This is a genomic window from Stenotrophomonas maltophilia group sp. Smal32 (assembly GCF_030237085.1).
Taxonomy (GTDB): Bacteria; Pseudomonadota; Gammaproteobacteria; order Xanthomonadales; family Xanthomonadaceae; genus Stenotrophomonas; species Stenotrophomonas maltophilia_Q.
In genome coordinates this window covers 1-23,281 of the sequence record NZ_JASJSI010000010.1, presented here as the reverse complement: position 1 = coordinate 23,281, position 23,281 = coordinate 1, and the positions used below count along the sequence as shown (strand labels likewise).

Genomic DNA, 23,281 nt, shown 5'->3' with positions numbered 1-23,281 from the left:
TCGACCTTGGTCATTTGGATTGCTCGCCTCACCTCGCCCTTAACGTCGATGTAGGTAACGGACGCAATATTGCGTCGGTTGAACTCCCTATCGCGATCCAGTCTGTCGTAGGCCCTCAAGGCAACGCTGCGGCGCTTCTGTCCCTCACTCGCAAGCGCTCCCCATGGCATCGGCGACTCTCCGGCTGGCGCGACTCAGCCATTCAAGCAGGCGCCTCTCAGCCGACTGGACCTCGGTACGAAACCGTTGTTCTTGGAGGGCCTGGTCTTTCGCCGCCTCCCGATAGGACCGCTGAGGCCGACTCACCAGCAATCTCCGCGCCGCCTCCAACGCAGCCCACTCCGGATGGCCGCATGCGGTCATGTGCATACAGACCAACGGCCAGCTTCTCTCGTCACCGATGGCGTACAGCATCAGCCAGGCGCCAAGTGGACCGTCCAGCTGAGCATCCGCGAGAGCGTGCAGCATCAGCCTGCTCTGCCCCCTGACAGGCGCGGCCGTAAGCGAACCCTGCGTCTTCCAGCTCCGTAGCTGGCGAGTACGATCAGCCGCAGCCGACGAGCGCATCACTGCCAACTGGTCAAAATCCAGCACCGCTTGGCGATCCCTCGGGCTGAACCTATCCAGCGCTTGTTTGCGGGCCGCCGCCTGCGTCGGCAGGTACTTGGATGCGGCCTGCTCAATCGAGTGCACTCGATGAATAGGTAGGTACGCACCGTCATCCGGGCAGGACTCCTCACTGGAGCAGCGCCTCGTCGCATGCCGGACTGTGGGCCGTGTTGGCGCCCCGAAGCCAAACGCACCAGCGATGCTCCTCACAACCAAATCGACTGCCTCGTTCTCCAGCAGCACCATCTCCAAGTACCGCTCATGTTCTCGAGATGCCATGGTCGGCCTCCCAGCACGACCCGTCCGCCAGACGGACTACTCCGCCTCGCGAACCGGTTCGCGCTTCTCCTTGGAGGCGTTCAGAAACGACCGCCGTGGCCTGAAGCCCTAAAGCCAATGCCTTGAAGCAAGAAGAGCGCGCTCCGCTTGGTATATATCTAGAAGGGTGTACACATAGCGACCTCGAAGGGGTGTGGATAACCGCCTGACTGGCCTGCATTGCGACCTCGTAGGTCTCTATGCGGGCCAACTCATAGCGGGATTGGCCTGCATAGCGACCTAGTTGGCCTACATAGCGACTACCCATTGCGATTCCTCCACAGGTTCAGTGGAGTTACGGTCGGTGGCTCAAGGTGCTTTTCGGACTCATCGACGGCGTAATAGGTCAGCGCGTACAGGCTGCACATGTTCTTGCCACCTTTGCGCGTCTCGATGATCCAGCCTGCGGAGAGGAGCTCAAGCTTGGCGCCGTGCACGGTCGCCTTGCTCCTCCAACCACGGGTTGAGAGCATCGACCAAGGGATGCTCAAATCGCCGTTTTTGCCAGGCCTGTATTGCCGGGCCAGTTCCAGCAGCAGCTTTACGGCGTTACCAGATAGCCGGCCGAACTCCGGCGAGTCGGAAATCCTGTGCTCAAGCATCAGGAACGGCGCGCCCTTCGACCGCCCTACGAGCTTCTGGCGCCGCCTGTCAGTGTTCTTCTGGGGTTGCGCCTGGCCATAGCTTGCGCCGCCCTCTGGAGACCGCTGGGCGCGGTCTTGGCTTGTACTGTGCATGTGCCCCCCAAGGGCAAGGAACACGGCCTCAGCCGCGCTTAGGACGTTTGGCTCTACAGGTCGTTCCTGCGTCCACGTGACGCCAAGTCTTCTTCTTGCGGATGCACCTGATAGTTGAACTATTCACGCCGTAGCGGCGCGCCCAAACCTTGGTTGGAACGATTCCCACCGTGCGCAGGACCGCTTCCACCTCTGCAACGCTGAGCTTGCACTGGGAGGAGGGGCTACCGAATTTGGCTATGTTCCGTGCGCGTTGAAGTCGGCGATTCTCCGAACCAGTCACCAATTGCAGGTTGTCCAGCCTGTTGTTCGACGAATCACCATCGAGGTGGTCCACCTCCATCCTCTTGGGTACAGGACCGTGGACGGCCTCCCACACGAGCCTGTGGGCATACCAGGTTGTGCAGGAACCACCTGCCCGGCGGTGAATGACCCTGATGTACCCGTCACGGTATCTCCGGCCTACTGTCCGCCCGCAGGCGCTCCATAGCTCCCCAGTACTCGGCGAGACGAGGAGACCGCTGGCGTAATGCAATAGCCTGTCAGTCGCGTTAGGAAGCATTGGATGCCTCCCAACCGATCTGCTGAGTGCTGCACCAAGTGGCTGCATGCTGCTCAAGGAGAGGCTTGCGCTCACGATATGACCTGCCCTGCCCGATCCACACCGCGTTCTGCATCCTGAGCTCTTGCTGCAGCTTGAGCTGGGCTGTGGAAAGCGAGTCCTCACAGACACCGCCAAAGACCCCAGTGATGCAGTGATTCACGAGTCGATGCTCGGTGGCGTAGTCGTAACCCTTCGGGTCCCTGCCCAGCCCAACCAGGGTGTCGTGCAGGATCCGGCACATTACGGTGCCTGCGACACGCTTTGCCATTGCCGCATCCTGCCTCGTGTCATTTGAGAGGAATGCCGCCGCGAGAACGTCAGCCGCCTGCTCTTGGAACAGCACCACGCGCTCCCGAATGGCAGCCTTCACCTTGTTAGGGTTAACTGTGGCCAGCCAGAACGGGAGCCTAGACAGGGGCAATGCCTGCATCTGGCGACTTTTGCCATCGCCAGCAACCATCCCCCTTAAGGTAGACAGTTGCCGAGCCAGGACGGGGTGAGATTTCAGCTTCTCAAGCTGCTTGGACCAATCCAGACCCATGCCTTCCACGATGGGCCGCATGGCGACAAAGGGTTGTCCTTGGTGGAGACGGCCGATGAGTTCGGCGCCGTGGAACTCGACGTGGATGATTCCAGTAGCCATTAGGCGGCCCTCCCCTCTTCGCAACGGGAGTCGATCCAGCACCGCACCGCCTCCGAGTCCCAGGCAGACAAGCGCGCAGCTACTCGGATAGGTCGGGGGAACCTACCATCCTTCGCCATCTTGTAGATGAGAGAGCGGGACATACCGCAAGCCGCGATCACCTCGGGCAGGCGCATTAGGGTTCGGCCCTGAGCGGCCACACGCCCAAGCCGGATAGCATCGGAGGTCATACCGAGGTCCCCTTATGCTGAGCCCAAGCCCGGCGGGCCGTGTCCGGCACCCGGTACTCAGTGAGGGAGTAAGAGCCGTAGCTGTCACGCCTCCGAACGCTGACAGCGAGAAGGAGCCCGCGCTCGATCAAGCCCCAGGCGTCCTTACGGCCCGGCTTGGTCTCGGCATGGGGGTGATCTGCGGTCCAGCCACCGAGGTCCAGCAGACGTCGCTGATCTGGGCTCAGATCGGAGAAGTCGAATCCGCTCATCGCACGGCCTCCAGTCTGGAGGACAGCACTCGCTGGAGATCGACCTCAGGGATCAGGGATCGAGTTCCAATTTTGACCGAGCGGATCTCGCCCGCTTTGATCAACTCGTAGAGGGTCGTCCGACTGACGCTGAGCCGGCGGCAGGCGTCGGGGATTCGGTGGAGCAGGGGGTCGAGAGCGTTCGTGGAAATGACCATTGTCCGTACCTGTTAGATGGGTACGAACCGGCGTCCGCACCCGCCCGGCTGTGTCCGGGCGGATGTAAAACTAAGCACACAGCATCTGCACTAGAAGGGACAAATGAGGCCCTCATTTTGTTCCGTCCGTATTGCGACACTTCTACTTTCCGGAAGATTTCTCCCCCCCTGAATTTTCCTGCATCTGCGCCGCATCCTCATTCGCAGCCTGAACTGCCAAAGCCTCTATATTTTCCTTGGAAGCCCAGGCTCGAGCGTTCGGCAGCAGAGTCTTTCGGATGTCATCAACCTCGACTCTACGCCCGGCTGGAAACGCCGCGTCGCACATGTCCCCGTAAGTGATCTTGTCCCCCGTGAGTCGACGCCAGTGATCCAGTACAAGCAGTGGCACGTAGCCACTCTGTATCCAGCGGGAATAGTCCGCTCGAGAGAACGGGCGCTTGGCCGCACGATGACTGTCTAGCTGCCTCATCGCCGCCAGCCACTTATCAAAGTCCTGCCGAATGGTTGCATCTGGAACGCTTAGATCAATCGCGACAGCCCTATTGTTGGTCAAAGGCAGTGCTGACTTAGCGAACTCAGGGGAGTCACGGAGCGCGACAAAGAACGGTATACGACCGAATTCCTCATAGGTCCGGACCTGTTCCTTAGCTTCCAGCCACGCTTCGTAATCCGCACTTAGCTCACATTCGATGACGCGTCGAGAGCTACCAACCAACTCCTGGGAACCCTCCAGTTTTTCTAGACGCGCTGCCATTTGCGCGACCGTCCAATTGGTGATCGATGCAACGCTCCCAAAGGCGTAGATCTCTGGGTTGGAGGCATACTTTTCCTTCCACCACTCGTGCCCCTGCCTACCCAGGCTCTTCTGAAGTGTGCTGAACATCTTTTCGAGCTCCACTCGATGCTCAGCGTCATCCTCTACAACAGAGTGCAGGATCTCGCTGACGTCACTCACGATGGAGAGTTCAACTATGAGATTCAACCAGTTCTCAGTAGCGAAGCCCGTCAAATCGTCGTAAGCATTCAGATCGAACCAAGTGGGAATTCGGCTAGCGGATTTGGTGCTGGCCACGTAGTTCCTCCTCAATTGAAACTGCCTCTTACTGAGGCCTTGCGTCCAGGGATGACAATTCGAAAGCAGGATGGTCGGACCTATCAGGGATCAGACATTGCGCTGGAACCATGCGTCTACCGGCGTACTCCTCAACGGTGACCGATGCCAAGTCGCTGAGAGCATCCTCCAATTGCTCCATGGTGTAGTCAGCCCCCCTCTTGGATTCAAGGCCTCGCATCAGAACCTCCCTCAGCGGTGATCCAGACCCAAAGAATCCATCGACAACGCCTCGCTGAGCGCTGTCCAGACTCCCCCCGTAGGCCTCAACTGCCGAGCAGACAATATCGGCCAGGTGGGCACTCTTGCTAGTGCGTGGGTCTGCTGCAGCAGCCTTAAGCGCCTGAAGGAAGGCGATACAGCAGACCCTCCCCAGCTCCCTGCCCATCAGATGACCATGGACTTCCGGCATCCGCCAATAATCACCCACCTTTGCATGGCTCTGGCGATAGAAGGGGAGGCGCTGGAGGGGGTTCGCACGAGTCCGGTTGAAGCGGACTGGGCGCCTATGTCGAGGCGTGCTCAATCTATTCACGCGACCCTCCTGATCTTCGTAACGGCTTTGACTGCAGCCAGAATGGACACCGACTCGCGCGGCAGCACTTGCCCTTGATCCATGAGCGACAGGCAGTACATGTAAAGTCCTCCACCGCCTCGGTCCTGTACAAAGCGAACAACAGCCTCTCCGTTGATATCTACGACGTAGACACCGTCATATCCCCATCGGGTAACACCGAGATCGACCAACAGGACGTCGCCAGCCTCCAAGGCTGGAGCGTTCAGATCATCCTTGACCGACACGTAGGCGACACTTGCTCCCGTGCGCTCGCCGGCCGAGCAGTCAACCACAGGGGCCGCCTTCATGGCCTTCGACGGACTCGCAAGCTCCCCTCCGTTACAGCTTGCCATAGCTTGGCTGATTGCCCGGCTCACAGAACCTCCTCGATCTTCTCGGCAGCAGAGGCGGCTCTCTCGTTGACCAAATTGACCACAGCCCGAACCGCAGGAGGGATCGCTGACTCTCCCATCTCGCCGGAGTTGAGGAGCAGATCGGTTACACCTTGGATGTCCCATATAGCCTGTACTGCATCGTTGAGCGCGTGGCGCAGCTCAGTGAGACGCCCTTCCATCGCTGTCGCGTCCATTAGTCGGCCCTCGATGCACGGCGGAGTGCTTGGGATTGCTCCAGGAGATGATCTAGAACGGCAAGATCATCGAACGAGGGAACCGATTCGTTCTCCATGCAAGTTCTGAAGAAGGAACGCACAAAACTGACGTAAAGGCTGGCGTCACCAAGTGCGTGCGATGTGTCGATGCCGGCGCAGATCTTGTACGTGGGCGCGTTGTCCTGCACTGGAATCCCGCCATACGTGGCCTCAATGGTCACCTCAGAAGCAGCCATAGATCACCTCCAGGCATGTAGCGACTGACGTAGGGGAAGCAGTGGCCAATGCCAAGGCGGCGACAAATAGCGCCGTGCAAAGCTTGTATGTGTTCGCGTCGTCGTTGAGGGCGAGCCACCGGTGGACTCGGACGAGCGTGATTGGGCGAGTTGCCACGATGGTGTTTGATGGCCATTTTTTGGCCGAGCGCGCCCGTTCAGGCGCAACAAGTACAATGCTGCAATCCATGATCGACTCTCCAATAGTCGGTTGTGGTAGGCCGAGCTAGGGGTTCCCGCCCCTTTCTCGGCCGCTTTGTTTATGCGGCTGTGCTTCTTTGTTCGGCCCTCCTCAAAGGCCTATCTCCGGTGATTAGGCGCGCTTGGCTTTGAACACCAGCACGTTCGGTTCTGTAACGCGCAGCTGGTCGAGATAGTCAGACCAGGCCTGCATCATCTTCCGGCGTTCCGGCAGGTGGGTTGCCCGGTTGTAGGCCCGCCCAAGCGGATCCTTTACGGCATGCGCCAGCTGGTGCTCGATGTAGTCCGGGCGATAGCCAAGCACTTCGTCCAGCACGGTTCTTGCCATCGCTCGGAAGCCATGGCCAACCATCGTATCTGAGTCGAAGCCAAGGTTTCGGAGCGCCGCGTTCATCGTGTTCTCGCTCATTGGCTTCAGCGAGCTGCGGACGCCAGGGAAGACAAATTCGCTCCGCTTCGTGTACGGGTACAGCTCCCGGAGAACCTCAACGGCCTGATCGGACAGAGGGACGATGTGCGGCGTTTTGGTCTTGCTGGTGACGTAGCGCCACTCTGCAGCATCAAGGTCGATGTCAGCCCACTTCGCCTGCCTAAGCTCTCCAGGGCGAACAAACACCATTGGGGCCAGCTTTAGAGCGGCTTGCGTGACCAGTGCCCCCTGGTAGCCCCACAGCGCGCGCAGGAGGCCTCCTATAACGGCAGGATCAGTCACGCTGGCAAAGTGCTTGGTCTGAGGCTGTTCAAGCGCCCCTGTGAGGTCCTGAGCGGGATTTCTGTCAGCACGCCCCGTCGCGATGGCGTAGCGGAAGACCCGCCCAGCATGTGCCCGGGCGCGATGCGCGGTTTCTACAACACCGCGCTGTTCCAACTTCCGCAGCGCAGCCAGCAGTACGGGGGCGGTGATGTCCCCAATAGGCAAATCCGCCAGTCCAGCCAGATCCTTCTCGATCAGCCGACGCTCACGCACAACCGATCCAGGGGAAAGGCCCTCCTTCGTTCGCTTGGCGAGCAACTCCAAGCCGATGGCTCCGAAGGTGTTCGCAGCCCGTTCTCCTTGGACTGCCTTTTCAACCCTGGCCACTTGAGCGGGATTAGCCCCGCCGCGCAGGAGCGAGCGCAGACGGTCGCGTTCGACGCGGGCAGCCTGCAGCGACATCGACGGGTACTCGTCGAGCGTAACGATGCTGGCCTTTCCCAGATAGCGGTAGCGGTAGCGCCACACTTTGGCTCCCGAGGGGCGCACTTCAATGCACAAGCCGTTGGCATCAGCCACACGGAAGGGACTGGCCTTCGGCTTGAGCGAGCGCAACTTGGTGTCGGTCAGCATGTGAGTCGAGCGCCTGTGAGTCGTTTAGGGGCGTCTAGCCCGCTGACACACAGCCTGACTCACTTTTTTTGTGGATGCAAGTGGATGCCGCTGGACGGCGCTGGATGCCTCGCAGGGCTTAAATCAAGCAACTCAAGGGTTTTGCGGACGTCTCTGGACTTCGCTGGACGTCAATGTGGTGGGCCCACCAGGATTCGAACCTGAAACCAAGGGATTATGAGTCCCCTGCTCTAACCGTTGAGCTATAGGCCCTGCGCAGCGCCACAGTGTAGTGGAGGCCGCGCTCGATAGGCTACCCGGCAGCAGCAAGAGCCTCAGCAGCACGTCCCAACCGCTTCTCCGCCACGTCCGCAAACCACACCTGCCGCCGCAGGTGTGCGTGGAACAGCGCCACCGTCCTCCCGGCCTCTTCCAGCCCCTTCTGCTTGTCGCCTCCGAAGCTCGCAAGCAACCCAGCACCCGACTGCGTCAGCAACGCCAATGTTGCTCTTCGGGCGAATCCCAGTGAATCCTCGCGCTCGTCGCGCATCACATCTTCCCAATCCAGTAGCGGCGCAAAACGCGCAGTCATGCGCGTCCGATTCACGCCTACCGTGCCCGGCAGCAATTTCCTTCAGCTCCATACTCACTCTCCTACGATTCGTCGAACCTCTTCCGCCTCCTGTTGAGAGAGGCGACCGGGCGCTTCAACACGGTCGTAGGGCCGCCCGCAGCTTTCCCCCTTGCAGGGTCTTGTATGACTGCGCGCCACCCGGCCAGAAACCCTTGGCTCACCGCAATGGCGAGAGTTGCGGTTTGACCTTGGATTGCCTGCTGTTGCAGCAGACAGTCCGCCTACGACGGTGTGTTGATCACCTGCGGAGGACTGTGTGGAAGGAAGGCTAGAGGCTTCAATTGGTGAATGCGACATTGCGTGCGCTTATCACTCACATCCGGCTACTCATTTCATTGAGGCACTTGGGGTTTCGGCTGAATGACCACTTCCCACGGCAGCGAATCGCAGCGAAGGCCTCAACAATTCTCAGGCCAGTTGCGTCACAAGGTGCGGCAAGCAGCCGACGCCAGTTAAGAAGACCCGCCGGATACGTCATCGCGAACAGCAGCCGAGCATGGCTCGGCTCTACAGAAAGCGCAGGCACCCCAAAAAGAAAAACCCCGCACCAGGCGGGGTTTCTCTCAACGCTTCAACAACCGCCCGATATCAATCGATATCCAGGAAGCTGCGCAGCTGCTCCGAGCGGCTCGGGTGACGCAGCTTGCGCAGGGCCTTCGCTTCGATCTGGCGGATGCGCTCGCGGGTCACGTCGAACTGCTTGCCGACCTCTTCCAGCGTGTGGTCGGTGTTCATGTCGATGCCGAAGCGCATGCGCAGCACCTTGGCTTCCCTCGGGGTGAGGCCGGCCAGCACGTCGCGCACGGTTTCAGACAGATTGATGTTGGTGGTGTTCTCGATCGGGGACTCCACGTTGGTGTCCTCGATGAAGTCGCCCAGATGGGAATCCTCGTCGTCGCCGATCGGGGTTTCCATCGAGATCGGCTCCTTGGCGATCTTCATCACCTTGCGGATCTTGTCTTCCGGCATGTCCATTTCCTTGGCCAGCTCCTCCGGCGTAGCCTCGCGGCCGTACTGCTGGAGCATCTGGCGGGAAATGCGGTTCAACTTGTTGATCGTCTCGATCATGTGCACCGGGATACGGATGGTGCGCGCCTGGTCGGCGATCGAGCGGGTGATCGCCTGGCGAATCCACCAGGTGGCGTAGGTCGAGAACTTGTAGCCGCGACGGTATTCGAACTTGTCCACCGCCTTCATCAGGCCGATGTTGCCTTCCTGGATCAGGTCGAGGAACTGCAGGCCGCGGTTGGTGTACTTCTTGGCGATCGAGATCACCAGACGCAGGTTCGCCTCGACCATTTCCTTCTTGGCCTTGCGCGCCTTGGCTTCACCGTAGGCCATGGCACGGCTGATTTCCTTCAGCTCTTCCAGGTCCAGCTGGGTCAGCGTCTCGATGTCGATCGTCGCCTGCTGTTCGGCGATGATCTGGTCCTTCACTTCGCGCAGGGCCGACGACCACTTCTGCTTGCGCTTCAGTGCGTCTTCCACCCACTCCAGGTTGGTCTGGTTGCCTTCCCAGGAACGGATGAAGTCCTTGCGCGGCATGCGCGCGGTGACGGTCGCCAGGTTCAGCACGCGGCGCTCATGGGCCTTGATCGACGCCATGGTGTCGCGCAGCTGCTTGGTCAGCACATCGGTCAGCGGCAGCGGCAGCTTCAGGGTGACGAACACCGCCGACATCTCTTCGCGCAGGCGCGGCAGGTTCTTCTTGTCGCCCTTGGTCGCGGCCTTCTTGAAGGCGTTGAAGGCATCGCTCAACGCCTGCATGCGTGCAGCGACTTCCTCCGGGTCCGGACCGGTCGGTGCGGCTTCTTCCTCGCCACCCTCGACATCATCGTCCTCGTCCTCGTTGCCCTCGGCGTCCGCATCGCTGCTGTCATCGGCAGCGGCGGCCGGCGGTGCCGGCTCTTCGTCGGACAGGTCGTTGAAGCCGACGATCACTTCGGCCAGGCGCTTCTTGCCTTCCTTGTGGGCTTCGTAATCGGTCAGCAGCGACTCGACCGAGACCGGGAACTGGCCCAGGGCAGCCTGGACCTGCGAAAGGCCTTCCTCGATGCGCTTGGCGATGGCGATTTCGCCTTCGCGGGTCAGCAGCTCGACGGTGCCCATTTCGCGCATGTACATGCGCACCGGGTCGGTGGTACGGCCACCTTCGGTGTCGAGCGCGCTCAGCGCGGCGGCAGCTTCTTCGGCCGCGGTGTCATCGACTTCGCGGTTGCCGGTGTTGCCATCGTTGAGAAGCAGGGTTTCCACATCCGGCGCAACTTCATGGACATCGATGCCCATGCCGTTGATCATGCCGATGATGTCTTCGATCTGTTCCGGGTCGACCATGTCGTCCGGCAGATGGTCATTGACTTCGGCGTAGGTCAGGTAGCCCTGTTCCAGGCCCTTGCTGATCAGTTGCTTGATTTCGGATTGGGCAGGACGTTCGTTGGCCATGTAGTGCTCGCGCCACCGGCTAGGGAGAAATAGGGAACGTAGCATTATACCAGCCCGGGGCCCCGCCTGCCGGGCGGTGGTCCCGCAGGCTCAGGGCCTGAGAAGGAAGGTCACGGGACCGTCATTGACCAGGCTGACGACCATATGGGCACCAAATCGGCCCGTTTCCACCCCTGGCGCGTGATTTTCACGACAGATCTCGACAAAACGATTGAACCCGCGTTCAGCCTCGTCCGGCGGCGCGGCCGTGGTGAAGCTCGGCCGCATGCCCGATCGGGTGTCGGCGGCCAGGGTGAACTGGCTGACCAGCAGCAGGCCGCCGCCGGTATCGCGCAGCGAGCGGTTCATCTTCCCGGCCTCGTCGGCAAATACCCGGTAGCCCAGCAGGCGCTCGGCCATCCGCCGCAGCTGGGCCTCGGTATCGCCCGGCTCCATGCCGACCAGGGCCAGCAGGCCGGGCCCGATCTGCCCCACGGCCTCATCGTCGACATGGACGGCGGCCTGGCTGACACGCTGGATCAGGACGAGCATCGTGGGCTTCCAATGAACAGGGCCGGCCACGATAGCAGCGCCCTTGGCTAAACTGGCGCCGATGAATCCGCAACGCAAAGCCCGGCTGGTCTACCGCGCCACCACCCTGTTCGCCCGCCTGCCCTGGCCGCTGCTGCGGGCGTTCGCGCGCGCCCTGGCGTGGGCGTGGATCGCCCTCAATGCCCGCGAGAGCCGTGTCACCCGGCGCAACCTGGAGCTGGCCTACCCCGAGCTGGACGGCGCTGCCCGCGATCGCCTGCACCGGGAACTGCTGCGCTCCACCGCCCTGCAGGCCATCGAAACGCTGCGGCTGTGGAGCCAGACGCCGGCCGACAACCTGCGCCTGCACCTGAAGCAGCGCCATGGCGAGGCCCTGTACGACGCGGCGCTGGCCAGCGGCAAGGGCGTGATCGTGGCCGCCCCGCACTACGGCAACTGGGAGCTGCTGAACCAGTGGCTGGCCTCGCGCGGGCAGATCGCCATCGTCTACAAGCCGCCGGAGGACGAAGCCAGCGATGCCTTCCTGCAGCTGGTGCGCGGCGGGCAGAACGTGCAGCAGGTGCGCGCCGAAGGCCCGGCCGTGCGCCAACTGTTCAAGGTGCTCAAGGACGGCGGTGCCACGGGCATCCTGCCCGACCAGCAGCCCAAGGCCGGCGATGGCGTGTTCGTGCCGTTCTTCGGCGTGCAGGCGCTGACCATGACCCTGGTCAACCGGCTGGCCGAACGCACCGGCGCCACCGTGCTCTATGGCTGGTGCGAACGCATCGGGCCGGACATGGAATTCGCCCTGCACATCGAGCCGACCGACCCGGCCGTGGCCGATCCGGACCCGCTGGTGGCGGCCACCGCCCTCAACGCCGGCATCGAACGCATCGCCCGCCGCGACCCGGCGCAGTACCAGTGGACCTACAAGCGCTATACGCTGCGGCCACCGGGCAGCGATGAGGAAGATCCCTACGCGACCGAAGAGCATCCCCACTGACGGCCTCGCGCCCCGGGCCGCGCGGTCCCTGCTACCCGCGGCCGCACCACGTTGAATACGACGCCGTCGCCCCCATAGAGACTGCGATGTCCGCCTCCCCCGGTCCTGCCATGTCTGCTGCTTCTTCCCTGTTCGGCGATCCGGCCGCGATCCGCTGCGAGCGCGCGGTTGCCGAACTGCGTGCCGGTCGCCCGGTGCTGCTCCACGATAGCCAGGGCCAGCGCCTGGCGGTGATCGCGCTGGACAGCGCCACGGCCAGCAGCTTCGCCGCCTTCGCCACTGCCGCCCGCGAGCGCCATTATCTGTTCCTGACCGCCACCCGTGCCCGCGTGCTCGGCGTGGAGGCACCGCAGGGCGCGCGCCTGCCGCTGAGCGGTGTGGCCTTCGATGCCCTGCCCTCGCTGGGCTACCTGCGCGAACCCGGTCCGATGCCGGAAGGCTGGAGTGCCGGCGACGCCTTCGATGCCGGCGCGGTGGAACTGGCCCGCCTGGGCCTGCTGCTGCCAGCGATGGTCGCGGTGCGTCTGGACGTCGATGACCATACTTTCGACGGTGCGGCCGAGGTGGCCCTGTGCGACCTGGCCGAAGGCGCAGCACATGCGGCCCACGACTACGAACTGGTGGCGCGTTCGCCAGTGCCGCTGCGCGACGTCGGCATGACCACCTTCGCAGTCTTCCGCGGCGGCGTGGCGCAGCGAGACCAGGTCGCGATCATCGTCGGCGAGCCGGATCTGTCGGCCGTGGTGCCGGTGCGCGTGCATTCTTCGTGCCTGACCGGCGACCTGTTCGGTTCACTCAAGTGCGACTGCGGCGACCAGCTGCGGCGCGGCCTGCGCAAACTGAAGGATCTGGGCGGTGGCGTGCTGCTGTACCTGGACCAGGAAGGCCGCGGCACCGGCATCGCCGCCAAGATGCGCGCCTATGGCTACCAGCACGACGGCCTGGACACCATCGACGCCGATGCGCAGTTGGGCTTCGGTGCCGACGAACGCCGCTATGGCAGCGCGGTGGCGATGCTGCGCGGCCTGGGCATCACCCGCGTGGCCCTGCTCAGCAACAACCCGACCAAGGCGCAGCGCCTGCGCAACGCCGGCATCGAGGTGCTGGACTGCATTCCGGTCACCGGCGAGATCACCGCCGAGAACGAGCACTACCTGCGCACCAAGGCCGACCGCGCCGGCCACCTGCTGGATGTCGATGCGCTGATCCAGGCTGCCCAGTAACGCAGCCGACCTGCTACCGTCTGCGCGGTGCGGCCATGGCCGCTACCGCCCGCCCTGCTGCCTGACGGAGCCCGCGTGACCGACGCCTCGATTCCTGCACCACCCGACACCGATTGGCAGTCACTGCCGCAACGTGCGGCCCGCCTGGCCGCACTGGAAGGTGCCTTTGGCGGCCTGTTCATCCCGGGCCTGCCACTGGCGGCGGCGGCGTGGTTCTTCGATCTGCCCGGTGGCCTGTGGACCGCTGCAGCCGGACTGCTCATGGGAATCGCCTTTGGCGCATGGCTGGGCCGTCGACGCCTGGTCCGCACCCGTTGGCGGCTGGACGCACAGGGCCTGGGCCTGCGCCGCGACCTCATGTGGCAGCTGGAAACACGTATCCCGCTCTCGCGAGTGCAGCATCTCGATCTGCGCCGGGGCCCGCTGGAGCGCCGTGCCGGCCTGGCCACGCTGATCGTGCACACCGCCGGCACCCGCATGAGTGCGGTGACCGTGAGCGGCCTGGACGAAGCCGACGCCGAACGCCTGCGCGACACCCTGTCCCACCAGCTCGACCAGGACGCCGACGCCCTGTGAGCCTGCCGCCCCCCCTGCCTGCACCGCTGCCCGCCGGCACCGAGGACCACCGGCTGCACCCGTGGTCGTGGCTGTTCGTGCTGCTGATGCAGCTGCGCCACTATTTGCTGCCGCTGGTCGCGCTGCTGGTGTTCGGCCAGCGCGGCGACCGCGATCCGATGTGGGCGCAGCTGATTCCGCTGACGGCAATTGCCGCGCTGGTCCTGGTGTCGGTGCTGCAGTACCTCAGCTACCGCTACCGCATCGGCAGCGACGCGATCACCGTGCGCAGTGGCCTGTTGGCGCGCAACCGCCGCGAGATCCCGTTCGCCCGCATCCACAACGTGGAAGTGCGGCAGAACCCGCTGCACCGCCTGTTCGGCGTGGCCGAGCTGCGCCTGGAATCGGCCGGCGGTGTGCGCCCGGAAGCGGAGATGCGGGTACTGAAGCTGGACCAGGCACTGGCGCTGGAACGGCTGGTCCGCCAGCGCGGGCAGGCGCCGCAGGCCGACGACGCCGTGGATGCGCCGCCCATTGCCGACGTCGACAGCGAACACGTGCTGCTGCGACTGTCCAGCTGGGACGTGGTGCGCATGGGACTGCTCTCCAACCGCGGCTGGGCACTGGCGGTGGCCGCGTTCGGCGTGCTGTTCCAGACGGTGCCGCGGCCGGTGATGGACGATGCCATCCAGCGCGGCGGCCGTGAGGCCTTCGGCTATGCCAGCCACCTGCATCCCGGCGTGACCGGTGCCTTCCTGCTGGTGGCGGCAGCCCTGCTGCTGGGCTGGCTGGCGCTGCGCATGCTGTCAGTGGTGCTGACCCTGTTGCGTTACCACGGCTTCACCCTCGTCGAGCAGGACCGCCGCCTGACGGTGTCGGCCGGGATGTTCAGCCGCACCCGCAGCAGCGTGGCACGTCGCCGCATACAGGCCTGGACCCTGCGCGAAGGCACCCTGCAGCGCTGGTTCGGGCTGCGCCAGCTGCGCATCGACAGTGCCGCCGGTGGCCCTTCGCGTGATGAGGACCGCGCCCTGCGCGAACTGGCGCCGCTGGCAACCCGCGAACACTGCACACAGCTGGTGCAGCACCTGCTACCCCAGCTGCACTGGCCGCCAGCGCAATGGCAGTCCATTCCGCAGCGCGGCTGGTGGCGGCTGTGCCTGGGCGCGCTGCTGCTGGTGCCACTGCTGGCCGTCGCCGCGTACTGGCGTTGGGGCCCCTGGGGCCTGGTCGTGCTGGCCTGGCTGCCGGTCGCACTATTGGTCGCACACCGGCAGATGGCGCGCATGGGCTGGTATCTGGACGAGCACTATGTGGCCGTGCGCGGCGGCTGGTGGAAACGCTGGTGGCGCTGGGCCGAGCTGGACAAGGTGCAGGGCCTGCGCCTGCAGCGTTCACCGCTGGACAAGCTGCTGGGCACCAGCAGCCTGCAACTGGATACCGCCGGTGCACATGGCGACGTGGCACTCACCCTGCATCATCTGCCGCAGGCACAGGCACAGCAGGCGATGGATCAACTGGCGGCCGCGCTGGCGCGGCGCAAGCTGCGCTGGTGATGCGGGCATCCACGCATGGCGTGGATCTACTGTAGAGCCGAGCGTGGGCTCGGCTCTACATCCCCCCGATCATCGCTGCGAGGGGCCCCAGTAGCCCAGATCCTTGCGGATCTGCAGGTCGCGCATCCAGCTGCCGAACGGCTTGCGGCGCAGCGCCCCCATTTCACCGGACAGGAAATCCTCGGTGGCCGCGATCACGCGCTCGCTGGAAAGGCCATCGCGGTACGGGTGGATGGCATCGGCGTAGCGCACGATTTCCGCCTGCAGCGCGGCGTCCGGGTGCAGCGCGCGCTGCAGCATCGCCGGCAACTGTGCCTGGTCGTCGAAATCAATCATGTGCGGCTTCGGCACGCGGTTGCGGAAGGTCACCACCGGCTTGTGCTGGACGATGAATTCCGAAACGATCGACGAGGTGTCCGACACCAGCACATCGGCGGCACGCTGCGCGGCCATCACCTGCTCCGGCTCGATGAAGCGGGCATTGGTACCGGCCAGCGCGCGGTAGCGCTCGAACAGTTCCGGCGGACATTTGGGATGCAGGGTCAGCAGCCAGTAACGCCCACCGGCCGCGATATCGGCGGCGATCTGCGGATGCAGGTGCGGGGCCGCGCTCAGCCGCTCGGTGAAGGTAGAACCAAACAGGATCACCGGGCGGTCGCCGGCCGGCGCGCGCAGTGCGGCGCTCTCGCCACCGTCATCGCGGAACAGCGGGTCCAGCTTCGGCCAGCCGGTCTCGGCCACCGCGAAGTGGCCCTGCTGGGCCGCGATCTCGCGGAACGGCGTGGTGGTGGCCGGCCCCTGCGTGCAGTACAGGTCGAACATGCCGCGCACCCGGAAGTGGCCGCGCGCACTGTCGCGCTTTTCCACATTGAAGCCATGGAACAGCTGTACCTTGGCCCCCGAAAGGAAGGTCGGCACCCAGTTGGCCGCGCTGAACACCGCCCGCGGGCGCATTGCCAGGGCCTGCTTCAGGCCAACGTTGGGCACCCCCGGCAAGCTGCTGCCGGCTGCGCCGCCTTCGAACCAGGCCGCAACTTCCTGCCCGGACGCGTGCAAGGCCTGCGCCAACGGGGCGAGAATAGGCAGCGCATAGCGCTCCGTCGCAAACAACAGGTATCCGGCCATCATGTCCTCCACGACCGCTCCCATCGAACGGCCTCGCATCTCGGCGTGCATTATCGCGTTCAACGAGGCCGGGCGCATCGGCGACTGCCTGGCCTCGCTGGCCTTCTGCGATGAGATCGTGGTGGTGGACTCGCAGTCCACCGATGCCACCGTGGCCATCGCCGAGGCGGCCGGTGCCCGCGTGCTGCAGCGCGTGTTCGAGGGCTTCCGCAGCCAGAAGGCGTTCTGCGTCGAACAGGCCAGCCACGACTGGGTACTGTGCCTGGATGCCGACGAGCGCATCAGCCCCGAGCTGCGTACGGCCATCGAACAGGCCCGTGACGGCGGCTTCGCCGACCACGCCGGCTACCGCTTCGCTCGCCTGTCCGAATACTTTGGCAGGTTCCTGCGCCACGGCAATGCCTACCCGGACCGGGTGATGCGCCTGTTCGACCGTCGCCAGGGCGGCTGGCGCGGCAAGCGCGAGATCCACGAGGCGGCCAGCGTCGACGGCAGCGTCGGCACCCTGCGCGGCGATCTCATCCACTACCCCTATCGATCATTGCAGCAGCAGCTGGCCAAGACCGAGAAGTACGCGCGGATGATGGCCGAGCACGAATTCGCGCGTGGCAAGCGGGCCACGCTGGGCAAACTGGTGCTGGCCCCGGCCTGGCGGTTCTGGCGCGGCTTCCTGTTCCGCGGCGGCTTCCGCGACGGCTGGCACGGCCTGGTCTATGCCTATGTGCGTGCCAACTACGTACGGCAGAAAACCATCATGCTGTGGATGCTGGGCAACGGACAGGCGGTGGCCGATCCTCCGGCTCCCGTGGAACGGCCCTGAGCCGGCTGTGTCACACTTGCCGCGCGTTGCCTGAAGATCCCCCATGAAAATCCTCTACACCAACTTCCACTACGGCGACGGTGGCGGCCACACCACGTACATCGTGTCGCTGGCGCGAGCCCTGCATGGCCAGCACACGCTCCATGTCGCAGCCCCCGCCGACAGCCGCCTGCTGCGTACGGTGGCCGAGGAAGGAATCGCCACCCCGCTGCCGATGGCCTTTGGCAGCGGCCTGCCGACCCTGCCACAGCAACTGGCCGAGCAACACGCGCTGCGCCGGCTGGTGCGTGACGAGGGCATCGACCTGGTCCACGTCAACGGTGCTCGTGACCACCGCTTCGTGATGCAGGGACTGCTCGGCATGCGCCGCCCACCGATCATCCTGACCAAGCACAACAGCAAGCCCACCCGTACACTGGGCAATGCCGTCAGGGCACGCTGGGCCACCGACCGTGTGATTGCGGTTTCGGCCCACACCGGGCGTCTGCTCGAGCAGGGGCCCTACCGACGCTGCCCGATCGATGTTGTCCGCAACGGCGTCGACCTGGACCGCTTCGCACCGCTGCCGGCCGACGCCGGCCAGGCGATGCGACGGCAATGGACGCAGGACCCGGATGCGCTGCTGCTGGTCAGCAACGCCGGCACCGATGACTACAAGGGCTGGATCGACCTGGCGCAGGCCATTGCCCTGCTCCCCGACGCGATCCGCCCGCACGTGCACATGGCGGTCGCCGGGCACCTGCCCAGCGCGCAGCAACGCGCGCAGGTGCAGGCCCTCGGTGACGTCGCCGCGCAGGTCCACTTCACCGGCCTGCTGGCCGATACGCGGCCACTGATCGCCGCCGGCGACGTCGGCTTCGTACTGTCCAACGACATCGAAACGATCTCCTTCGCCTGCCGCGAAATGATGGCCAGCGCCAGGCCGATGCTGGTCAGCGACTACGCGGGACTGCCGGAAAACATCGAGCAGGGTGTCGACGGCTGGGTCGTGCCCACCCGCAACGTGGCCGCCATCGCCGCGCAGGTGCGGGCGGTGTATGAACAACGCCAGGCGCTGCCGGCGATGGGCATGGCCGCACGCCGCCATGCGGAGCGCGAGTTCGGCCTGCAGACTTTCGCCGGGGCGACCCTGGCCAGTTACGAAGCGGTGCTGGCCTCGGCCTGATCTGCCCGGCGCGGCTCGGACAGGGCCAGCAGCAGGGCAACCCAGGCGGCATAGAACGAAGCGGTTCGCATGTCACGCAGCATCATTTCGGTGACCCCGAAGACGGCGAATGCCACGCAGATGCTCAACCCTGCCGCGGCATGCAACCGCGACCGTTCGTCGCCACGCCACAGGCGTGGCACGAACACCAGCGCAGGGGCCACGTAGACCAGCACCAGGCCAAGCCCCCCCAGCACGCCGTAGGTGGCCAGGAAATACAGCAGGTCGTTGTGGGTCTCGCCGAAATCACGCGCGACCATCGCCGACACCTTTCCCTGTCCTGCAAGTCGTTCCAGTTCCTGGCGGAAGCGATCGCCACCACCGACACCGAACACCGGCTGCTCGCGGATCATGTAGCCCGCCGCGGTCCACAACTGAAGGCGGATGCAGACCGAGGTATCGGCCAGGTGGTCGGCACTGCAATCGCCATACTCGCTCACGCCAGCATCGATGCGATCGCGCAGCGCACCATCATGGGTGGCGATAATGCCGACACCGGCCGCCAGCACCAGGCCCAGCAGGATCTTCATCCGGCCAAGCCGGCGCCCCATCACCAGCAGGCCGATCAGCAGGAAGCAGGGAATCGCCAGCAGGCCACCGCGGGTCTGTGTCCACAGGAATGCGACCAGGCCAAGGATGCCGGTCAGCAGCTTCAGCGTGGCTTCGATGCGAGTGAAACGGGTCACCGGCAGGCCCAGCGACAACAGGCTCAGCACACCGAACAACAGGGTCAGGTCGCCGTAGGTCACCGCATTGAACTGCTGGGTGGCAGGCCGCACGCCTGTCTCCAGCGCCAACCAGCCAATGATGGCTGCTGCCGCCCATACTGCGGGCAGGGTGCCAAGCATCGCCCGCGCGAGGATCCTGCGCGGCACCCGCAGCGCGGCGAACAGGATCAGCAGCATCGACAACAGGCGCGCGGCCTTCTCGACCTCCGATCCCTTCCAGATGCCATGCACGCCCAGGCTGATCAGCACGCCGGCCAGCATCACGCCCATGCCGATGCCCATCCACGCATAGCGCCGGGCGGAACCGGGCAGCAGGCGCGGAGCAGCCGAGGGGACCAGCAGCAGGACGACCGACAGCAGGATCGCCAGGTAGAACCCCGCGCTGCCGCCCTCCATGGTGATCATCAGCAACGTCGGCAACGCGCCCAGCACCACGGCGTAGGCGCCGGCCAGCAGGCCCGTCGTGCGGGAGGTAGGCAGGGAAAGCGGAGTCACGTGGTGCGGTCGGCAGGTCGGTAGCGATAGACCGGCACGGTGCCGGGAGCGGTCCTCATTCTAGGACAGAGCAGGCCGCTGGTTGATGCAGGCTGGCCACGTCTGTCGCTCATTCGTTCAGTCCGCATCCGGTGGCCCCTGCAGCCGGTACTCGCGCTCCAGCTCCTTCAGGTCAGGCACGCAGGCCCCGGACACCGCCGTGGCGGGAACAAGCCACCAGCGACGGCGGTTGGATATGCCGGCCATCTCCGCCTGCGAACGATCAATGCACCCCTGCATCGCATCGTCATTCACCAGCAACCAGCGATGCAGGGGGGACAAGCGCTGCCAGCGCACGGCCGCCTGCAGCTGTTCATGCCAGCGGTTCTCGAATCCAAAGGTTGCCGCGCGGCGGTCCGCCATCAGCAGATTCTGTTCCTTCCAGGCCACCAGCCCCAGCTCCGCGTCTGGCCCGAGACGCGTGCCGACGTCACGCATCAGACCACGCGCGGAGCTTGAATCATTCAGCAACGGGTAGCCGAGCAGGCCGTAGAGCACCCAGGCCACGGCCAGGGTCGATACCAGCGCCAGATGGCTTCGACGCCAGCCAGCCACCACCAGGCTCAAGCCACCCCAGAGCCCCATCGCAAGGATCGTCCACGCCAATGCATCGGTGGCGCCGGGCGGCAGTCCACGTCCATGGGCAAGGTTCACCTCGAAGCGCGGATCACCCAGCAACGCGAGCGCCCCGACCAGGCTCAATCCCAGTGCCAGCAACGCGGCAAACCCTCCCAGTACCGCCTGCACATCCCGTCGCTTCAGCAACCCGGGCAGCAGCGGTGCCAGCGCCAGGCAGAACATCGGCAGCGCCGGCAGGATGTAGACATCACGCTTGCCCTGGGGAATCGAGAAGAACAGCACGACCAGCACCCACCAGGCCAGCGGCAGCAGGTAGCGTGGATCGCGGCGGCACAGGCGCCGGCGCCACGCCGGGATCGCCCATGGCAGCGCCAGGAACGCCGGTATCCACATCGCTGGCATGACACCGAAGAAGTACCACCACGGCTGGTGATGGTCCCAGGACTGCGTGTAGCGGCGGGCCGTCTGCCGCACCAGGATGTCGTTGATGTAGGCACGGTACTCGTCCGACCCGGTGCCCAGCGCGGCCAGCAGCATCGGCGCCAGCCACAGCGATACCGCCAGCAGGAAGGCCAGCGGTGCCAGCCAGAAGCGGCCATCGCGCGCGTGCAGGGAAACACGGGGCCAGTGCAGGGCTGCAGCGATGGCCGCCGGCACGATCATCAGCAGCGCCAGCATGCCCACGCCCTTGGTGATCACCCCGATACCGGCAAAGAACCAGCCCAGCCACCACCAGCGCCAGGCCGGGCCCAGCAGCAGGTGGCGCAGCAGGCCATAGTTGGCCAGGGTGATGAACAGCACCAGCAGCGGATCGATCTGCGCCTTCTTCGCCTGGAAGGTGAACTGCAGCGCGAACAGCAGTGCCCATCCGGCGTAGAGCCCGACCTGGCGCGTCCACAGCCGGCGCCCGAGGTCGACCACGCACCACAGCGTACCCAGTGCGGCCAGCAGCGAGGGCAGCAGGAAGGCCACGCGCCAGTGGCCAACCAGGCCGTACAGCGAGGCCTGCCACCACATCAGCATCGGCGGCTTGTCCGAATACAGCTCGGTTCCGCGATGCGGGAACAACCAGTAACCGCTGTCGACCATCTGCCGGGCCACCAGCGCGAAGCGTGGCTCGTCAGAGGGCCACGGATCGCGGAGACCGAGACCGGCCCCCAGCACCAGCAGGGCCACCACCACGAACAACCACGTCTGGCGCGACGCGTGGGTTTTCAGCATGGGACTCGAAACGGCAGCGGGGGTCAGCCTGCTTTTATCAGACGCGCGTAGAAGAAACCGTCAGCATCGTTGTCACCGGGCAGCCGCTGGCGTGCCACGCCCTCGCAATCCACGCCGAATGCGTCACCCAGAGGCTGTGCCACGGCGTCCGGATGCCACTTCAGGAACGCGCGCACCTGGTCGATGTTTTCGGCGCGCAGGATCGAGCAGGTGGCATACAGCAGCACGCCGCCCGGGCGCAGCATCGACCAGCAGGCCTCCAGCAGGCGCGCCTGCACGCCCACCAGTGCATCGATGTCTTCGGCGCGACGGTGGAACATCACATCCGGCTGGCGGCGGATCACGCCGGTGGCCGAACACGGCGCATCCAGCAGGATCGCGTCGAACGGCACGCCGTCCCACCACGCGCCGGGATCGCTGGCATCGGCGACCAGGGTCTGCGCATGTTCGCCCACACCGGTGCGGGTGTAGGTGTCGCGCGCACGGGCCAGCCGGCGCGCGTCGATATCCAGCGCCAGCAGGCGCAGGCTCGGGTCACGCTCCAGCAGATGCGCCGACTTGCCGCCGGGTGCCGCGCAGGCATCCAGCACGCGGGCACCGGTCGCGGGCGCCAGCGCATCGGCCGCGCATTGCGCCGACAGGTCCTGCACCGACAGTGCACCGTCGCCGAAGCCCGGCAGCTGGTTCACGGCAACGGGGGCCGCCAGGCGCAACGCATCGGCACACAGTGCAGTGGCTTCAGCGGCAATGCCGGCCTCGGCCAGCGTCGCCAGGGCCTTGTCGCGACCACCGTGCTGGCGGTTGGCACGCAGCCACAACGGCGCGGGTTGCAGGCTGGCGCTGAAGATCGCCTCGGCCTGCGTCGGCCAATCGCGTTCGATCGCATCAGCCAACCATTCCGGGAAGGCGTCGCGCGCAGGCTGTTCGGGGAATCCCTCGCGCTGGGCGCGGCGCAGGATCGCGTTGACCAGGCCGGCCTGGCGCTCACGGCCCAGCGCGCGCGCCGCATCGACCGTGGCCGAAAGCGCCGCGTGCGCAGGCAGTTCGAGTACGTCCAGCTGGGCGAAGCCGACCATGAGCAACGTACGCAGGTCGGCATCACGCGCCGAAAGCGGCTTCTGCATCCAGGCCTGCAAGGCCGCGTCATACGTGCTGCGACGGCGCAGCACAGCGAAACACAGGGCTTCCAGCAGCGCACGGTCGCGGCTGTCGGCCAGCTTCGGCAGTGCCCAGGCCAGTTCGGCCTTCAGCGAACGGCCACGGGTGAACACCTGTGCCAGCACGCGTGCGGCCAGCATGCGCGTGGCCGCGCCCGGTGCCGCCTTGGCGACGGAGAAATCGTTCTGCTTGGACACCGCTTATGCCCCCACGCGCAGATCGCGGCGAGCGTTGAGGTAGTCGGCAGCGGTGATCGCCTTGCCGCCTTCACGCTGCAGCACGCGCAGGCGCAGCGCGCCCTGGCCACAGGCAATGTCGATGCCGTCGCGGCCACGCGC

The 23,281-nt window shown here is 65.0% G+C and carries 23 protein-coding genes, 1 tRNA gene and 1 pseudogene; 6 read left to right on the top strand and 19 right to left on the bottom strand.

Annotation, left to right across the window (positions count from 1 at the left end; all coding sequences use genetic code 11):
- Positions 1-1,187: 1,187 nt before the first annotated feature.
- From QRO91_RS04135 to dtd, 14 genes are all read right to left on the bottom strand, one after another.
- Positions 1,188-1,688 carry a hypothetical protein gene (locus QRO91_RS04135; protein ID WP_285310278.1) on the bottom strand — a complete coding sequence of 167 codons (501 nt, stop codon included), beginning with the start codon at positions 1,686-1,688 and terminating at the stop codon, positions 1,188-1,190.
- A 4-nt stretch (positions 1,689-1,692) separates the two neighbouring features.
- On the bottom strand, positions 1,693-2,226 hold the full coding sequence (locus tag QRO91_RS22550) for an HNH endonuclease signature motif containing protein (protein WP_404830223.1): 534 nt from the start codon (positions 2,224-2,226) through the stop codon (positions 1,693-1,695).
- Entirely contained in the window at positions 2,216-2,911 is a 696-nt protein-coding gene (locus QRO91_RS04130) for a phage antirepressor N-terminal domain-containing protein (RefSeq protein WP_285310277.1), read from the bottom strand. Before QRO91_RS04130 ends, QRO91_RS22550 begins: the two co-directional genes overlap by 11 nt.
- A complete protein-coding gene (locus QRO91_RS22545) occupies positions 2,911-3,087 on the bottom strand; it encodes an AlpA family phage regulatory protein (RefSeq protein ID WP_167692585.1) in 177 nt (58 codons plus the stop codon). Before QRO91_RS22545 ends, QRO91_RS04130 begins: the two co-directional genes overlap by 1 nt.
- Before the next feature lie 301 nt (positions 3,088-3,388).
- Positions 3,389-3,589 carry an AlpA family transcriptional regulator gene (locus QRO91_RS22540; RefSeq protein ID WP_019338908.1) on the bottom strand — a complete coding sequence of 67 codons (201 nt, stop codon included), beginning with the start codon at positions 3,587-3,589 and terminating at the stop codon, positions 3,389-3,391.
- 142 nt (positions 3,590-3,731) lie between these two features.
- Entirely contained in the window at positions 3,732-4,664 is a 933-nt protein-coding gene (locus QRO91_RS04125; protein ID WP_285310276.1) for a DUF6387 family protein, read from the bottom strand.
- A gap of 570 nt (positions 4,665-5,234) precedes the next feature.
- Complete coding sequence (locus tag QRO91_RS04120; protein ID WP_285310275.1) at positions 5,235-5,636, bottom strand: S24 family peptidase; 402 nt, start codon at positions 5,634-5,636, stop codon at positions 5,235-5,237.
- Positions 5,633-5,833, bottom strand: a complete 201-nt coding sequence (locus QRO91_RS04115) for a hypothetical protein (RefSeq protein ID WP_139727774.1) — start codon at positions 5,831-5,833, stop codon at positions 5,633-5,635. The genes QRO91_RS04120 and QRO91_RS04115 overlap by 4 nt, the downstream gene beginning before the upstream one ends.
- 14 nt (positions 5,834-5,847) lie before the next feature.
- The gene (locus QRO91_RS04110) at positions 5,848-6,105 is read right to left on the bottom strand and encodes a hypothetical protein (RefSeq protein ID WP_285310274.1); all 258 of its coding nucleotides are present in this window, start codon (positions 6,103-6,105) and stop codon (positions 5,848-5,850) included.
- Positions 6,106-6,457: 352 nt separating this feature from the next.
- Positions 6,458-7,672 (bottom strand): phage integrase central domain-containing protein, encoded by a 1,215-nt coding sequence (locus QRO91_RS04105; RefSeq protein ID WP_285310273.1) that lies wholly within the window; start codon positions 7,670-7,672, stop codon positions 6,458-6,460.
- A 176-nt stretch (positions 7,673-7,848) separates the two neighbouring features.
- Positions 7,849-7,924: transfer RNA gene (locus tag QRO91_RS04100), tRNA-Ile, on the bottom strand.
- A gap of 40 nt (positions 7,925-7,964) precedes the next feature.
- Positions 7,965-8,243, bottom strand: a complete 279-nt coding sequence (locus tag QRO91_RS04095; protein WP_197650460.1) for a hypothetical protein — start codon at positions 8,241-8,243, stop codon at positions 7,965-7,967.
- Positions 8,244-8,873: 630 nt separating this feature from the next.
- On the bottom strand, positions 8,874-10,727 hold the full coding sequence (gene rpoD / locus QRO91_RS04090; RefSeq protein ID WP_197650459.1) for an RNA polymerase sigma factor RpoD: 1,854 nt from the start codon (positions 10,725-10,727) through the stop codon (positions 8,874-8,876).
- Positions 10,728-10,817: 90 nt separating this feature from the next.
- Positions 10,818-11,258, bottom strand: a complete 441-nt coding sequence (gene dtd, locus QRO91_RS04085; protein ID WP_043034581.1) for a D-aminoacyl-tRNA deacylase — start codon at positions 11,256-11,258, stop codon at positions 10,818-10,820.
- A 61-nt stretch (positions 11,259-11,319) separates the two neighbouring features.
- On the opposite strand from dtd, the gene QRO91_RS04080 reads away from it, so the two are divergent.
- The 4 genes from QRO91_RS04080 (at position 11,320) to QRO91_RS04065 (ending at position 15,574) form a co-directional block, all read left to right on the top strand.
- Positions 11,320-12,240 carry a lauroyl acyltransferase gene (locus tag QRO91_RS04080; RefSeq protein ID WP_049429435.1) on the top strand — a complete coding sequence of 307 codons (921 nt, stop codon included), beginning with the start codon at positions 11,320-11,322 and terminating at the stop codon, positions 12,238-12,240.
- Between the two features lie 86 nt (positions 12,241-12,326).
- On the top strand, positions 12,327-13,463 hold the full coding sequence (gene ribA / locus QRO91_RS04075) for a GTP cyclohydrolase II RibA (protein WP_100443698.1): 1,137 nt from the start codon (positions 12,327-12,329) through the stop codon (positions 13,461-13,463).
- 75 nt (positions 13,464-13,538) lie between these two features.
- Positions 13,539-14,039 (top strand): PH domain-containing protein, encoded by a 501-nt coding sequence (locus QRO91_RS04070; protein WP_049428937.1) that lies wholly within the window; start codon positions 13,539-13,541, stop codon positions 14,037-14,039.
- Positions 14,036-15,574, top strand: a complete 1,539-nt coding sequence (locus QRO91_RS04065) for a PH domain-containing protein (RefSeq protein WP_049428936.1) — start codon at positions 14,036-14,038, stop codon at positions 15,572-15,574. The genes QRO91_RS04070 and QRO91_RS04065 overlap by 4 nt, the downstream gene beginning before the upstream one ends.
- A 69-nt stretch (positions 15,575-15,643) precedes the next feature.
- Here the strand turns inward: QRO91_RS04065 and QRO91_RS04060 are convergent, their stop codons facing one another.
- Positions 15,644-16,702 (bottom strand): CDP-glycerol glycerophosphotransferase family protein, encoded by a 1,059-nt coding sequence (locus QRO91_RS04060; protein ID WP_049428935.1) that lies wholly within the window; start codon positions 16,700-16,702, stop codon positions 15,644-15,646.
- Here QRO91_RS04060 and QRO91_RS04055 point away from each other — a divergent pair.
- Entirely contained in the window at positions 16,701-17,519 is an 819-nt protein-coding gene (locus QRO91_RS04055) for a glycosyltransferase family 2 protein (RefSeq protein ID WP_049428934.1), read from the top strand. The two genes, QRO91_RS04060 and QRO91_RS04055, sit on opposite strands and share 2 nt — an antisense overlap.
- Before the next feature lie 43 nt (positions 17,520-17,562).
- Positions 17,563-18,684 (top strand): glycosyltransferase family 4 protein, encoded by a 1,122-nt coding sequence (locus tag QRO91_RS04050; RefSeq protein WP_049428933.1) that lies wholly within the window; start codon positions 17,563-17,565, stop codon positions 18,682-18,684.
- Here the strand turns inward: QRO91_RS04050 and QRO91_RS04045 are convergent.
- The 4 genes and pseudogenes from QRO91_RS04045 to QRO91_RS04030 form a co-directional block, all read right to left on the bottom strand.
- Positions 18,657-19,946, bottom strand: a complete 1,290-nt coding sequence (locus QRO91_RS04045; RefSeq protein WP_049428932.1) for an O-antigen ligase family protein — start codon at positions 19,944-19,946, stop codon at positions 18,657-18,659. The genes QRO91_RS04050 and QRO91_RS04045 overlap by 28 nt on opposite strands.
- Positions 19,947-20,063: 117 nt before the next feature.
- Positions 20,064-21,785, bottom strand: a complete 1,722-nt coding sequence (locus tag QRO91_RS04040; RefSeq protein ID WP_049428931.1) for a glycosyltransferase family 39 protein — start codon at positions 21,783-21,785, stop codon at positions 20,064-20,066.
- A 23-nt stretch (positions 21,786-21,808) separates the two neighbouring features.
- Positions 21,809-23,140 carry a 16S rRNA (cytosine(967)-C(5))-methyltransferase RsmB gene (gene rsmB / locus QRO91_RS04035; RefSeq protein ID WP_049428930.1) on the bottom strand — a complete coding sequence of 444 codons (1,332 nt, stop codon included), beginning with the start codon at positions 23,138-23,140 and terminating at the stop codon, positions 21,809-21,811.
- Between the two features lie 3 nt (positions 23,141-23,143).
- Positions 23,144-23,281: pseudogene (locus tag QRO91_RS04030) on the bottom strand (methionyl-tRNA formyltransferase); the annotation flags it as partial.